This is a genomic window from Staphylococcus sp. AC872, from assembly GCF_979255425.1.
Window position 1 is genome coordinate 305,292 of the sequence record NZ_CEEDKW010000002.1, and the last position, 13,548, is coordinate 318,839.

The following is a 13,548-nucleotide window of genomic DNA, read 5'->3' on the forward strand; positions in this document are numbered from 1 at the left end:
TTTAAAAGCGTCTATCCATAGACTACTATATTTTCCCATTTTAGAATATAAAATACAAGTAGAATTTGGTTGCAAGACAGAAATTCTATAGATTTCGTTGTCTTGCACCCGCAAGGTTGACTAGTTCAATCATGGCTTTTGACATGAGTGGACAGTCAACTGCTAGATCCTGTACATTCGCAACATGTAGGTATTCTCCTACATGTACATACCGCCATTTACATGAATCGTTTGACCAGTAATGTATTTTGCTTTTTCTGAAGCTAAGAATGCAACAGTATGAGCGATATCCGTATCTTCACCAAAACGTGATAAAGGAATTTGATCTAACATTTGTTCTTTCAACTCATCACTTAAAGCATCAGTCATATCAGAAACAATAAAACCAGGTGCAACAGCATTTACAGTAATCCCTCGTGATGCTAATTCACGTGCAGCAGATTTAGTTAATCCTACCACACCTGCTTTAGTAGCTACATAGTTCGCTTGGCCTGGATTACCAACCGCTCCTACTACGCTTGATAAATTAATAATTGAACCACTACGTTGTCTTAACATTTGAGGCGTAACCTTTTGGATACAATTGAATACACCTTTTAAGTTAGTATCAATCACATCATCCCATTCTTGTTCTTTCATACGCATTAATAAATTATCACGTGTAATACCTGCATTATTAACTAATACATCAATAGAACCAAATTGACTCACAACTTCTTTAATCATTGCTTTTACTTCGTCACCGTTAGCAACATTCGCTTGAATCGCAAAGCTTTCGACACCTTTTTCTTTAATTTCTGAAACGACTGCCTCTGCTTTATCTTGGTTACCTGCATAATTGACTGCAACATTATAACCTTCTTCAGCTAATTGAATTGCAATACTACGACCAATACCTCGTGAAGCCCCTGTTACTAAAGCATTTTTAGCCATTATTCATTCCATCCTTTCACATCTTCAAGTGTTTGAATTGATGTTAATTTTACGTCTCTATTAATTTTTTTAATTAAACCAGATAATACTTTTCCTGGACCAATTTCAATAAAGTGATCCACACCTTGTTCGATTAACCATTCAGTTGATTTGATAAATTGAACTGGTGAGTATAATTGTTTTACCATATGGTATTTGATAACCTCAGCATCCGTTTCGCCTTCAGCATTGTAATTTTGAACGACTGGAAACTTAGCATCATGCCATTCAAATTGATTAATATATGCCGCAAAATCTTCTTCTATAACATTCATCATTGAAGAATGGAACGGTCCAGAAACAGCTAATGGTAATACACGTTTTGCACCTAATGATTTACCTTTTTCAACTAATTCATCAATTAATGTTTTATGACCTGAGACAACGATTTGACCAGGTGAATTTATATTAGCTGGTTCAATTAATTGGTCTTCTGTTGATAAATCTTTACAAATTTTATCAACGTCATCAAAGTCTAAACCTAAAACAGCAGCCATACTACCTACACCATTAGGGAATGCTTGTGCCATAAGCTCACCACGTTTACGAACAATCTTAACGGCATCTTCAAATGATAAAACACCGCTTGCCACTAAACTTGAATATTCACCTAAACTATGACCCATAGTATAATCTGCATCGATATGATTTAAAGCTTCTAATAATGCAATACTGTGCGTTAATAAAGCTGGTTGTGTATTTTCAGTTTCACCTAATTTACCTTCTTCATCTGTAAACATAGTTTCCAATAAATCAAAATCTACTGATTCTTGTGCTTTATTTAATACTTCTGTAGCTTTTCCATCTACATTATATAAATCTTGTGCCATTCCGACTTTTTGTGCACCTTGACCTGGGAAAATAATTGCTGTTTTACCCATTAGTTCCACCTACCGTTTCTCTCATTGTTTGTACAATTTGTTGTTCTCCCGCAATTTTAGCCTGACGGATAGCTGAATAAAACGCTTTAGCATTTGAACTTCCATGTGCTTTAACAACTGTACCATCTAAACCTAATAATACTGAACCACCATACTCTGAGTAATCCATTTTTTGAGAGAATTGATTTAAGTCTTTTTTTAGTACTAAGGCAGCTATTTTATTTTTGAAGCTACTAAGTAATGTTTCTTTTAACATTTTACCAATTGATTTAGCAGTACCCTCTAAGTTCTTAAGAACCATATTTCCTGTAAAACCATCTGTAACGACGACGTCTACGTTACCATCCATTAAAGTTTTTGCTTCAACATTACCAGTAAAATTAAAGTCATTTTGCGCTTCCATTAACTCATAAGTTTTCTTAGTTAACGTATTACCTTTAGCTGCTTCTGTACCAATATTCAATAATGAGACTGATGGTTGTTTGATACCTCTAATTTTTTGTGCATAGATATTACCCAACTGTGCATATTGTAATAAATGTTCTGGTTTAGCATCTGCATTAGCACCTACGTCTAAGAATACAAACCCTTTACCATCTATCGTAGGTAAAGTAACCACTAGTGCTGGTCTTGATACACCTTTAATACGTCCAACAATGAATAAACCTGCTGACATTAATGCACCTGTATTACCAGCTGATACACATCCATCCGCTTCACCAGATTTAACTGCTTCGGCCATTTTAACCATTGAACTATCTTTTTTACGTTTAATTGCACGTACTGGTTCATCTTCCATTTCGATTTTTTCAGTGCAATGTCTAAAATCGATGCGTCCATGATTTAATGTATATTGCTCTTGATCACCGAATAAGATGATTTCTAAATCTTTAAAATCGTCAACAGCTTTTTTAACAGCTTCAAGTACGATTCCAGGTGCGTCATCTCCGCCCATCATATCTACTGCAATTTTAACCATTTAATTCATCCTCACTTATATAGAACATTTTAAATTTACCATTAAAAACTAATTTATCTTTCACATAAGAATTTACTTCTATTAAATAATGTTTGTTCGTTTGATTGATTACGTTTGCTACTGCTTTCACTGTATCATTTAATTTAACTTTATCCAGAAATTTAACATCGCTTTCTTGTGTTAAAACCGTCGGATTATGTATAAGTGCGACACACAAGGAATTTGCCTGTGCAAATAAAACGTGGCCACGCGCGATTTGTGATTTAGAGAAAACGGAATCGCTTGTAATTTCAATCATCGAAGTAGCTGTATCATTGGGTTTCAATTGAACTAAATCACCTATAATTTCATTAGCCTCAATCGATTTAATTTGATCATAATTATGTTCTGCTACTAATTTTACTCGTTTTCTTAATTCTGGAATATTCAGATGTGTTCGATCAAGTCGAATTGTTTGAATACTCACTTGGAACATTTCACACAGTTCATTGTCTGTGATAAAGGGGTTGTTTTCAATGGCTTGCTGAATCGCCTGTCTACGTTCATTTTTCTTTAATTTCACTTTCTCACCCCTCATTTTAGTACCAAGTCTTAAACATTCCTCACATATCATAACACTTCCTATTTCAATCCCTCAACAATTAACTATAATACATATATAAATTTATTTATTGCTAATTAAATTCCTCATTTTTGAAAGGAAGAATTCTATCAATCAAAGCTCATATCAAGTAAATTATCTTCGATAAAATGTCTGAGATGATCATAATTGGAATTGAAAAATTCACCCGATTGAATTAATTCACCAGCTTCATCTCTTGCTACTTCTAACATTCGATAATCTTCCACAATGTTCGCAACTAAGAAATCTGGTAAACCACTTTGCTTTACACCGAAGAAATCGCCAGGTCCTCGCATTTCTAAATCTCGTTCACTCAATTCAAATCCATCTGTTGTTTGAGTCATAATTGTCATTCTTTCGATTCCAGTTTCAGTTTTGGGTGAAGCAATCAGTACACAATAACTTTGATGTTCGCTTCTTCCTACTCGTCCACGTAATTGATGTAAAGTTGATAACCCGAAGCGGTCCGCATCATAAATCATCATAAATGTTGCATTTGGTACGTTAACGCCTACTTCAACCACTGTTGTTGAAACTAAAATATCAATCTCATGTTCACTAAAACGGTGCATGACTTCATCTTTTTCTTCATTGCTTAGTTTACCGTGTAATAGACCTACTTTATTTTCACCATAATATTGTTGTAAAGATTCAAATAGTTCTACCACATTCTGTACATCTTCTAAATGTTCTGAGCTCTCAATAAGCGGACAAATAACATATGCTTGTCTTCCTTTTTTTAATTCATTTGTCATTTGAGTTAACACTTGTTCATATTGCTCATGCTTAGCCCAACTCGTAATAATTGGTTTTCTACCTTTAGGTAACTGTTTAATAGATGAAACGTCCATTTCTCCAAACACTGATATTGCTAAAGTTCTAGGAATGGGTGTTGCCGTCATAAACAAGACATTGGTCATTGCACCTTTTTCTCTTAATCGCTGACGTTGATTCACACCGAAACGATGTTGCTCATCTGTAATCACTAAACCTACATTATCAAAGGTAACATCGTCTTGTATTAAAGCATGTGTCCCAATTAAACAATCAATCGTTCCATTTTCAAGTTGTTCTAATAAAATACGACGCTTTTTACCTTTTACTGAACCTGTTAATAAAGCAACATTCATTGTGTCACCAAATAATTGAATTAAACTTTCAGCATGTTGTTCGGCAAGTATTTCTGTCGGTACCATAAGTGCTGATTGATATCCTGCTGTTTTTAAAGCATACATACAAATCGCAGCTACAACCGTTTTGCCTGATCCTACATCTCCTTGTAATAATCTATGCATGCGAATAGGTGCTTTTAAATCTCTAAATATTTCATTAACACTCGTCTTTTGGGCATCCGTTAATTCGAACGGTAGACTATCAATAAATGCTTTTACCTTTTGAATATCATACTCAATTTCTATAGCATCGTCTGACGCCTTTTCTAGACGATTCAACCATTGCATGCGTAATTCAAACATAAATAATTCTGTAAATGCATAAGTACGTCTTGCTCTAAGCAAGTCTTGTTTACCTTGGGGATGATGTAGATGATTAAGTGTGAATTCTAAAGTTTCTAATTTATACTTATTTCTGAGCTCATCTGATAACCATTCATGTATCACCACATCATTTAAAGACTGACGAATATGATCACGCAATTGTTTTTGTTTAATACCTTCTTTAATACGGTAAACAGGCTCTAATTGGGTATCGTTAAGATTGTCCTGTTGATTAAAGAACATTCTATTGCCGTTTATTTCTTGTTTTGAACGATTCCATTTTCCTTTAACTGTCACAGTACCATGTAATTCAATTTTCTTTTTTAAATAAGGTTGATTAAAAAAGACGCATTTGACTGCTATTTGATTTACCATAATATGTACGGTTAGTTTAGATTTGTTTCTACCAAAAAATGCTACTGTTGGTGAGGAATAAACTTCACCTTGAACAGTTACAGTACTTTGATCTTCTGCCTCGTTTAAATCTATTACAGTATTGTCCTCATAACGCGTTGGTAGATATAGTATGAGATCTTCTACAGTATTAATATTTAATTCTTGTAATACAGCTAAACGCTTTGGTCCTATCCCTTTAATTTGATTCAACGGATAAGGACTTTCTATTAAATTGACTTTCGCCATATTCGATCACCTTATTATGTATTAATCTTTAATATGTTACGTTATTTAAATAATACATTCATTCTACCATTTAGTTACTTCATTGGTTGATTAAAACGCTTTGGAGTTTTTAAGTTAACATAATTATTTTATAGACACCAAACTAATGATTCTCTATGTTTTGATTATTAACAAAAATAAAACGAGATAGAAGTAATCAGAGTATCCTTCTGATTATACTTTCAATCTCGTCTTATTTATGAAATATATTTATTCAACAGCAAATAAATACTGATATATAGGTTGTTGACCGTTATGATTTTCAATTTCAACATCTGGATACGTAGATTCTATCCATTCAACAAGTTGATTTGTTGTTTGTTGATTTGCATCTTCACCAGCAATAATTGTTAAAATCTCACTATCTTCAGAAAGCATTGCTTCTAACAATTGTTTAGTAGCGGTAAATTGATCAGCATCACTTGTTATAATTTTATCTTCTGCAAGCCCCATAAATTCATCTTTTTTAATTTCAACACCATCAATTTTAGTGTCTCTAACTGCAAATGTAACTGAGCCAGATTTAACGACATCTAGTGCAGTAACCATATGACTCTTATTATCTTCTAATGATGAACCTTCGTCATATTGGAATAAAGCTGCAATACCTTGAGGAACAGACTTAGTAGGAATCACTACTGCTTCTGCGTCAACGATTTCTGCGGCTTGTTCACTTGCCATTAAAATGTTTTTATTATTAGGTAATATAATCGCACGCTTACATTCTGATTGTTCTATGACTTTTACTATATCCTCTGTAGACGGGTTCATTGTTTGCCCACCACTGATAATATGTGTAGCACCCATTGATTTGAATAAATCCGAGATTCCATCTCCCATAGAAATAGTAATAATAGCTGTTTCTACAGTTTGTGGCTCATCATTTTTATGATTATTTGCCTCTTTTTTAATTACTTCGCGATGTTGCTCTCTCATATTTTCAACTTTAAGTTTAATTAATTCACCGTATTGTTGACCATAATTAAATACTTGTCCAGGATACTCAGTATGAACATGTACTTTCACAATCTCATCATCATTAATCACTAATAATGAATCTCCAAATTCGCTCATATCTTGACGGAATTCGTCTTCTTCAAATTCTTTCTTGTCTTTACCAAAACGTACCATCATTTCTGTACAATATCCGTATACTATATCTTCTGTATTAATTACACCATGAAAATCATGTTCGTCATTAACCAATGTATCTGTATCTAATTTAGGCTTACTAGCTTCAACCGTTTCACCGTTTAAACCTTTTAAGAATCCTTCGTAAACAGATAATAGTCCTTTACCACCACTATCAACAACACCTACTTCTTTTAATACTGCAAGTAGGTTTGGTGTATTGTCTAATGATTTCTCAGCAGCTTCAATCGTCGCTTCCATGATTTCAACACAGTCCTTTGATGACTCAGCTTTATTCATAGCTGCTTGCGCTGCATCTTTAGCAACGGTTAAAATTGTCCCTTCAACTGGTTTCATTACAGCCTTGTAAGCTGTCTCAACACCTGCTTGAAGACTTTCAGCTAACTGTTGTGCATCAATTTCAGATTCTGTCTCGATATTTTTACAGAATCCTCTAAATAATTGAGATAAAATAACGCCAGAGTTCCCTCTTGCACCCATTAATAAACCTTTGGAGAAAGTTTTGCCTAGTTCTCCAATGTTTTGAGATAAATTATTTTCAACTTCTTCACGACCAGAAGTGATTGTGAGATTCATATTTGTCCCTGTATCTCCATCTGGAACTGGATATACATTAAGCGAATCCACTAAATCTGCATTATTAGATAAATTTTGTGCCCCTTGTATAATCATATCGGCAAATAATTTACCATTGATTTTGCTAATCATTTCACGTTGTCCTCCTAAATCTTTTTGCCCGTTTGGTTTAATCTAACACCTTGTACAAAGATATTAACTGAATTCACTTTTACATTAAGCGTTGACTCTAATGTATATTTAACAGTTGACTGAACATTGTTCGCCACTTCTGAAATTTTCACACCATAACTTACTATAATATACATGTCTATATCAACATTTCCGTCCTCTTCACGAACTTTAATGCCTCTTGCATAATTCTCATGGCCTAAAATTTCTGCGATGCCATCTCTTACTTGCTGTCTAGATGCCATACCAACAATGCCGTAACATTCAACAGCTTTTCCACCTACAACTGAGGCGATGACTTCATTCGAAATATCAATTTTACCGTAATCATTTGAAATTTCTAATGTCATATTAATATTCCTCCTGAAAAATAAAGTTATGTGTTTCTTAACTTATATAGATAAGCAATCTCTTTGCTAGTCTGCATTAATTATTATTACTAATTCGTTCGAATTTTTAATGTTTAAATTTCCTATTTCTTTAAAGTATCATACTATATTACTCCACAGCTTACAATTATATCATAATTTATCAAGTGTTTGCGTATATAATTCATGATTTATATAATTATTTATTGCCAATCCTAAACAATTGTGGTATCTTAATAAAGTATATAAGTAGTGACGTGTATTTATATTTATTAAAGGAGGTACTTTCATGGGTAAACAATGTTACGTAACAGGTCGTAAAGCTTCGACTGGTAATAATCGTTCACACGCTTTAAATGCGAACAAACGCAGATGGAACGCTAACCTTCAAAAAGTTAGAATTCTTGTTGACGGAAAACCTAAAAAAGTTTGGGTTTCTGCACGTGCTTTAAAATCTGGTAAAGTTACTAGAGTTTAATAAATATAATGCACATATAAATAGTCCTTATGTGGAGGACATATTTTAAAAGAACTTAAAGGATATCCTTTAAGTTCTTTTTTTATACTACAAATCTTTACTTCTAATTTGTAACACAAGTCCATTCTGAATTTCGATTTTTGCATTTGGATTTTCAACTTCATTAGATATAGTTAATGTAGATCCTCTTACCAACTTTTCCTTATCCAAATTATATTTAAATCCTGCCAACGATAATACAGGTTCTCCACTCACAGGTATGAAAGAAACATATTGATAATGAGTATGTGGTGAAATAGTGTACATACCAGAAGTCAGTAATATAATTTCATTTTGCTCATCAATTATTTTAAAATTGATGCCTTTATGAATATATTCTGATTTTAACAAAATTTGAACCACACCCATAAAATGATCTAATCGACCACCAGTAGCGCCATATATATGAATATCTTGATACCCTTCTTCAACAGCTTGAGCAACACCTAAGCCTAAATCTGTATCATCTTTTTCAGCTTTAACAGGATGAATATTCAATTGTGTTGCTAAAAGTTGACGCTCTTGATTATTAACAGAATCAAAATCCCCCACAGAAAACACAGGATCGATTTGATTCTGAATTAAAATCAATGCTCCCCTATCTATACCAGCCCATGCTTCTTGATTATGATGTTGAAATAGATTTTTAGGAATATTTCTATCTGAGCACAATAAATTGATTTTCATTTCAATCAGCCCTTTAACTTTTGTGTAACTGCTTGATAATCATCTTGTTTGAAGAAGTATGAACCTGTCACTAACATCGTAGCTCCATTTTTAACGCAAACTTCGGCAGTCTCTGCATTAATTCCACCATCAACTTCAATATCAAAAGTAAGTTGCTTCTCATTTTTCAAAGTATTTAATTCCAGTACTTTATCCACGCAATCTTCAATAAATGATTGACCGCCAAATCCAGGGTTTACTGTCATAATTAAAACGTAGTCTACTGTATTGATAATAGGTAAAATTTGGCTAACTGGTGTTCCTGGATTGATCACTACGCCAGCCTTCTTGCCTTTGTTTTTAATTTGTTCGATAGCTCTGTGGATATGTGCAGTCGCTTCCAAATGAACAGATATTAAATCTGCACCATGATCTGCAAATAATTCGATATATTGTTCTGGATTTTCAATCATCAAATGAACATCAATTGGTAACTTTGATTGTTGTCGAACTGCGTCTAAGATAGGTATGCCAATAGAAATATTGGGCACAAATTGTCCATCCATCACATCAAAATGTAAGCCATCTACACCTGCTTCTTCAAGCTTAACTAATTCATCCTTTAAATTTAAAAAATCTACTGATAATAATGAAGGTAATACTTTTGTCATTTAATATCGTACCTTTCTTTCTGAAATTTCATTGAATAACTGTAAATAATGTTCATATCTAAATTGAGCAATATTCCCTACATCTAATTCTTCTTTGACATTACATTTGGGTTCCTTCAAATGATTACAATTACGGAACTTACATTCTTCTCCATATTGTGCAATTTCGATAAAGTAATCTTTAAGTTCATCTTTATCAATATGATCAAAATCTAATGCACTAAACCCTGGTGTATCTGCAATAAAACCATTGACTGTTTCATGTAATTCAACATGTCTTGTTGTATGTTTACCACGATTCAAAGATTTTGAAATATCATTAGTATCAAGATTTAGTTCAGGTTTAAATCGATTTAAAAATGTTGATTTACCAACGCCCGATTGACCACTTAATACAATTAAACCTTCTCCCCATTCTTCTACCAAAGCATGTTGATCATCATTGATACCAACGAATTGAGTTGGATAACCTATTTCTTCATATATAGCTAAATAACTATTAATTTTTTCAATTTGATTGTCGTCAGCCATATCTTTTTTGGTAACTAAAATTCTAGCTTCTAAACCATATGAATGTGCTATGACTAAGAATCTATCTAACAATTGGGTAGAAAACTGTGGTTCAACAGCACTCATGACTATTACTAATGTATCAATATTACTGACAGGTGGTCGTTTTAAAGCATTCCCTCTTTCATGAACATGCTGGATGTAACCTTCCGTTTCATTTTGAACATCAAAGTCAACGATATCGCCAACAATTGGTGAAAATTTCTTTTTTCTAAATAAGCCACGAGGCTTGGTATTAAACCTAGTGCCGTTCACATCAACTTGATAAACACCACTTATCAATTTTACAATTCGACCAGTCTTCAAAAGGACACCTCTCAATTTTATTTTACTGTTATTAGTATATCAAAATCATAACTATTTATATATCTTTCTATGTATAAAAAAAGACGATGAGTATCATCGTCAACTCATCGTCTTACCTATAGTATTATATTGAAAAGATTTAATCATCATACCCTACATCTTTATCAGCAACTACTTTATTATCTACTCTGATAGTATAACCAGCAGTTTTACCTTTTTGGATTTTCATTGGAATATTGATAGATTTATTATCTTTAATTTCAAAAGATTGTGTAGCCTTAGAACCATCATTATCTTTATCTCGAATATAAACTTCTACTTTTTGACTTTTCCCTTTTTTACCAGAGTAAGGTACTTCAACAGATTCATTATAATTTTTTACGTCTTTGGATGAAGCGTCATCCGAATCATCGTCCTTAGATTTTTCGTCATCCGAATCTGACTCTTTACCTTTTGAAACCACTAATGAAATTGTAGAACCTTCATCAATGGATTTACTCTTAGGTGATTGTGAGATAACATTGTTCTTTTTGACACTATCACTATACGTTTCAGAAACTTTAACTTTAAATCCTTTTGATTCAAGTGCTTTTTTAGCTGTAGAATATGATTTATTTTCATAATTACTAACGTAAACTTGTCTAACACCCAATGATTCATAAATTTTTATATTATGATCATTTAATTTTACTTGTTTATTAGCAGCAACATTTTGGTTTGCAATATAACCTTTTGGCGTATTTGCATTATAGGTTTGTTCAACTGCAACATCTTTAAGTCCTACTTTTTCAAGTTTATTCAGTGCTTCATTTTTTGATAATCCAACGACACTTGGCATTTTGACCATTTCAGGGCCTTTTGATAAAACAATATCAATTTTGTCACCACGTTCTACACGTTCACCCTTACCTGGTCGTGACTTAATCACTTGGTTTTCAGGATATTTATCACTATAATCTCTTGAAATGTCTCCAATTTTTAAATGATGATTTTTTAATATTTTCTCAGTTTGCTTTTCAGTTTTGCCTGATATATCTGGCATTTCCTCATATTTACTACCGAATACAGCCATGCTGACAAAGGCAATCAAACCAATCAACAATAAAGCAAAAATAAACGCAAATAAAAACTTCTTTTTCTTAGAGCTTTTTTTACGAGGTGGCTCATAAATTGGGCTCTCCATACTTTGAAATTGTTGATGATTGACTGGTTGATCCATAATTGGAATTTGCATTGTCTCTTCGATATTTTTTTCTTTTGGTGTATCATCAATTTTTTTAGAAATCTCATCTTTTGAAAATGCCATTGTCTTTGTTTTCGTTTGATCTAACTCATATTTTTCTTCATTCGAACGATTTTCGTGTAGTACACTACTTAAATCATCGCGCATTTGTTGAATGGTACGATATCTATCAGCTCTATCTTTTTCAGTTGCTTTAAGTACAACGTTACTCAATGCTTGTGGTACCTCTTCACGCTTTTCAGTAGTGATATTGGGAATCGTGTCTTGAATGTGTTTAATGGCAATACTTACTGCTGTTTCACCATTAAATGGTGGTTCACCAACAAGCATTTCATAGAGTACAATACCTATTGAATAAATATCAGTACCTTCGTTAGTTGATTCGCCTTTAGCTTGTTCGGGTGATAAATACTGTACCGTACCGAGCACATGGTTTGTTTGGGTCAATGACGTTTCACTTATGGCTTTAGCAATCCCAAAATCAAAGATTTTAAGTGTTTTATTTTTATCTATGAGAATATTTTGCGGTTTAATATCTCTATGTACAATTCTATTATCATGTGCATGTTTGATACCTTCAAGTATCTGTTGTGTAAATTGGATTGCGGTTTCTAAACTTAAAGGTCCATGATTTTGAATATATTCAGACAATGTTGGCCCTTCAATATATTCCATCACTAAAAAGTAACAGTCATCCTCTTCGGCTACATCATACATGCTCACAATATTTTTATGTGCTAATTGTGATGAATTATGAACTTCTCTTTCAAATCGACGCAGTGTTTCTTCCTTTTCTCTCGGAGGTATGGAAATTGCTTTGATAGCGACCTTGCGCTTAAGAATAAGATCTTCGGCAAGATAGACAATGCTCATGCCACCTCCGCCTAGTTTATCGATGACTTTGTAGCGTTCATTGATGAGTTTATCAATCATACTCTATCACCCTCGATAGCTGATAAGATAAAACTGATATTATCTTTTGAATCATGTGCGAATGCGACACGCATAATTCGTTCACCATGCTCTTCTAATGATGCGTCTTGTTTTAATTCCTCTTGAATTTCTTCATTTCTAACATAATCTGTTAATCCATCAGAGCATAATAATAAGAAATCATAAAATTTTAAACGCTTAATAAATAAATCTGGTGATACTCGTTTATCAGTGCCCATGACTTTTGTAATAATATTTCTTTGTGGGTGACGGTAAGCTTCTTCTTCTGTGATTTGACCTGTCATCACTAAATGATTAACAAATGAGTGATCACTCGTAATTTGATCGATTTGTCTACTGTTTATAACGTATGCACGAGAATCACCCACATTGGCAACGACAACTGATTTATCAAATACTAATGCACAAACACAAGTCGTTCCCATACCATAATAATTAGGGTTTTCTTGGGCATAATTGTACAAATCAAAATTGATATCTTTAATATTTGTACGCAACCATTCTTCAGCTTGATGTTCTTCGATTAAGTTTTCTGATTCAAAACGTTTTTGTAGTTCATAAGTAACAAACTGACTTGCAATTTCACCAGCTCTATGACCACCCATACCATCACACAATACTAACATTTGTTGGTTGGTTTGGTTATAAAAAATACCACCTGCATCTTCATTCTTATCTCTATGTTGTCCAGTATCAGTGAAAAATTGTGCATTTAGCATTGCT

Annotated in this window: 13 protein-coding genes; 1 reads left to right on the forward strand and 12 read right to left on the reverse strand. The window is 33.1% G+C overall.

The genetic code is table 11. The features are described 5' to 3' along the window. Positions 1-198: 198 nt before the first annotated feature. The 7 genes from fabG to ACZ267_RS04345 all read right to left on the reverse strand — a co-directional run bounded on the left by fabG (position 199) and on the right by ACZ267_RS04345 (position 7,880). A complete protein-coding gene (gene fabG / locus ACZ267_RS04315; protein WP_015365086.1) occupies positions 199-933 on the reverse strand; it encodes a 3-oxoacyl-[acyl-carrier-protein] reductase in 735 nt (244 codons plus the stop codon). Next, the gene (gene fabD, locus ACZ267_RS04320; RefSeq protein WP_002466912.1) at positions 933-1,853 is read right to left on the reverse strand and encodes an ACP S-malonyltransferase; all 921 of its coding nucleotides are present in this window, start codon (positions 1,851-1,853) and stop codon (positions 933-935) included. The genes fabG and fabD overlap by 1 nt, the downstream gene beginning before the upstream one ends. Further along, a complete protein-coding gene (plsX, locus tag ACZ267_RS04325; protein ID WP_015365088.1) occupies positions 1,846-2,832 on the reverse strand; it encodes a phosphate acyltransferase PlsX in 987 nt (328 codons plus the stop codon). The genes fabD and plsX overlap by 8 nt, the downstream gene beginning before the upstream one ends. After that, on the reverse strand, positions 2,825-3,394 hold the full coding sequence (gene fapR / locus ACZ267_RS04330) for a transcription factor FapR (protein ID WP_002466907.1): 570 nt from the start codon (positions 3,392-3,394) through the stop codon (positions 2,825-2,827). The genes plsX and fapR overlap by 8 nt, the downstream gene beginning before the upstream one ends. A gap of 149 nt (positions 3,395-3,543) precedes the next feature. Beyond that, positions 3,544-5,592 carry an ATP-dependent DNA helicase RecG gene (recG, locus tag ACZ267_RS04335; protein WP_002466919.1) on the reverse strand — a complete coding sequence of 683 codons (2,049 nt, stop codon included), beginning with the start codon at positions 5,590-5,592 and terminating at the stop codon, positions 3,544-3,546. Between the two features lie 249 nt (positions 5,593-5,841). Next, the gene (fakA, locus tag ACZ267_RS04340) at positions 5,842-7,491 is read right to left on the reverse strand and encodes a fatty acid kinase catalytic subunit FakA (protein ID WP_047210771.1); all 1,650 of its coding nucleotides are present in this window, start codon (positions 7,489-7,491) and stop codon (positions 5,842-5,844) included. Positions 7,492-7,505: 14 nt separating this feature from the next. Further along, entirely contained in the window at positions 7,506-7,880 is a 375-nt protein-coding gene (locus ACZ267_RS04345) for an Asp23/Gls24 family envelope stress response protein (protein ID WP_002466916.1), read from the reverse strand. 307 nt (positions 7,881-8,187) lie between these two features. On the opposite strand from ACZ267_RS04345, the gene rpmB reads away from it, so the two are divergent. Then, a complete protein-coding gene (rpmB, locus tag ACZ267_RS04350) occupies positions 8,188-8,376 on the forward strand; it encodes a 50S ribosomal protein L28 (RefSeq protein ID WP_002435210.1) in 189 nt (62 codons plus the stop codon). Positions 8,377-8,463: 87 nt separating this feature from the next. On the opposite strand, the gene ACZ267_RS04355 is transcribed toward rpmB, so the two are convergent. From ACZ267_RS04355 to ACZ267_RS04375, 5 genes are all read right to left on the reverse strand, one after another. After that, the gene (locus ACZ267_RS04355; protein ID WP_002466909.1) at positions 8,464-9,102 is read right to left on the reverse strand and encodes a thiamine diphosphokinase; all 639 of its coding nucleotides are present in this window, start codon (positions 9,100-9,102) and stop codon (positions 8,464-8,466) included. A 5-nt stretch (positions 9,103-9,107) separates the two neighbouring features. Next, positions 9,108-9,752 carry a ribulose-phosphate 3-epimerase gene (gene rpe, locus ACZ267_RS04360; RefSeq protein ID WP_002466915.1) on the reverse strand — a complete coding sequence of 215 codons (645 nt, stop codon included), beginning with the start codon at positions 9,750-9,752 and terminating at the stop codon, positions 9,108-9,110. Beyond that, entirely contained in the window at positions 9,753-10,628 is an 876-nt protein-coding gene (rsgA, locus tag ACZ267_RS04365) for a ribosome small subunit-dependent GTPase A (RefSeq protein ID WP_002466914.1), read from the reverse strand. A gap of 139 nt (positions 10,629-10,767) precedes the next feature. Next, positions 10,768-12,804 carry a Stk1 family PASTA domain-containing Ser/Thr kinase gene (gene pknB, locus ACZ267_RS04370; RefSeq protein ID WP_002466906.1) on the reverse strand — a complete coding sequence of 679 codons (2,037 nt, stop codon included), beginning with the start codon at positions 12,802-12,804 and terminating at the stop codon, positions 10,768-10,770. Continuing rightward, positions 12,801-13,544, reverse strand: coding sequence for a Stp1/IreP family PP2C-type Ser/Thr phosphatase (locus ACZ267_RS04375; protein ID WP_015365092.1), 744 nt, complete (start codon positions 13,542-13,544; stop codon positions 12,801-12,803). The genes pknB and ACZ267_RS04375 overlap by 4 nt, the downstream gene beginning before the upstream one ends. Positions 13,545-13,548 lie beyond the last annotated feature (4 nt).

Bases quoted from the DNA above. Each gene is read 5' to 3' on its own strand.
- plsX (WP_015365088.1), bottom strand. From the start codon at position 2,832: ATGGTTAAAATTGCAGTAGATATGATGGGCGGAGATGACGCACCTGGA.
- ACZ267_RS04355 (WP_002466909.1), bottom strand. From the start codon at position 9,102: ATGAAAATCAATTTATTGTGCTCAGATAGAAATATTCCTAAAAATCTA.
- fakA (WP_047210771.1), bottom strand. From the start codon at position 7,491: ATGATTAGCAAAATCAATGGTAAATTATTTGCCGATATGATTATACAA.
- ACZ267_RS04345 (WP_002466916.1), bottom strand. From the start codon at position 7,880: ATGACATTAGAAATTTCAAATGATTACGGTAAAATTGATATTTCGAAT.
- fabD (WP_002466912.1), bottom strand. From the start codon at position 1,853: ATGGGTAAAACAGCAATTATTTTCCCAGGTCAAGGTGCACAAAAAGTC.
- rpe (WP_002466915.1), bottom strand. From the start codon at position 9,752: ATGACAAAAGTATTACCTTCATTATTATCAGTAGATTTTTTAAATTTA.
- fabG (WP_015365086.1), bottom strand. From the start codon at position 933: ATGGCTAAAAATGCTTTAGTAACAGGGGCTTCACGAGGTATTGGTCGT.
- recG (WP_002466919.1), bottom strand. From the start codon at position 5,592: ATGGCGAAAGTCAATTTAATAGAAAGTCCTTATCCGTTGAATCAAATT.
- ACZ267_RS04375 (WP_015365092.1), bottom strand. From the start codon at position 13,544: ATGCTAAATGCACAATTTTTCACTGATACTGGACAACATAGAGATAAG.
- rpmB (WP_002435210.1), top strand. From the start codon at position 8,188: ATGGGTAAACAATGTTACGTAACAGGTCGTAAAGCTTCGACTGGTAAT.
- pknB (WP_002466906.1), bottom strand. From the start codon at position 12,804: ATGATTGATAAACTCATCAATGAACGCTACAAAGTCATCGATAAACTA.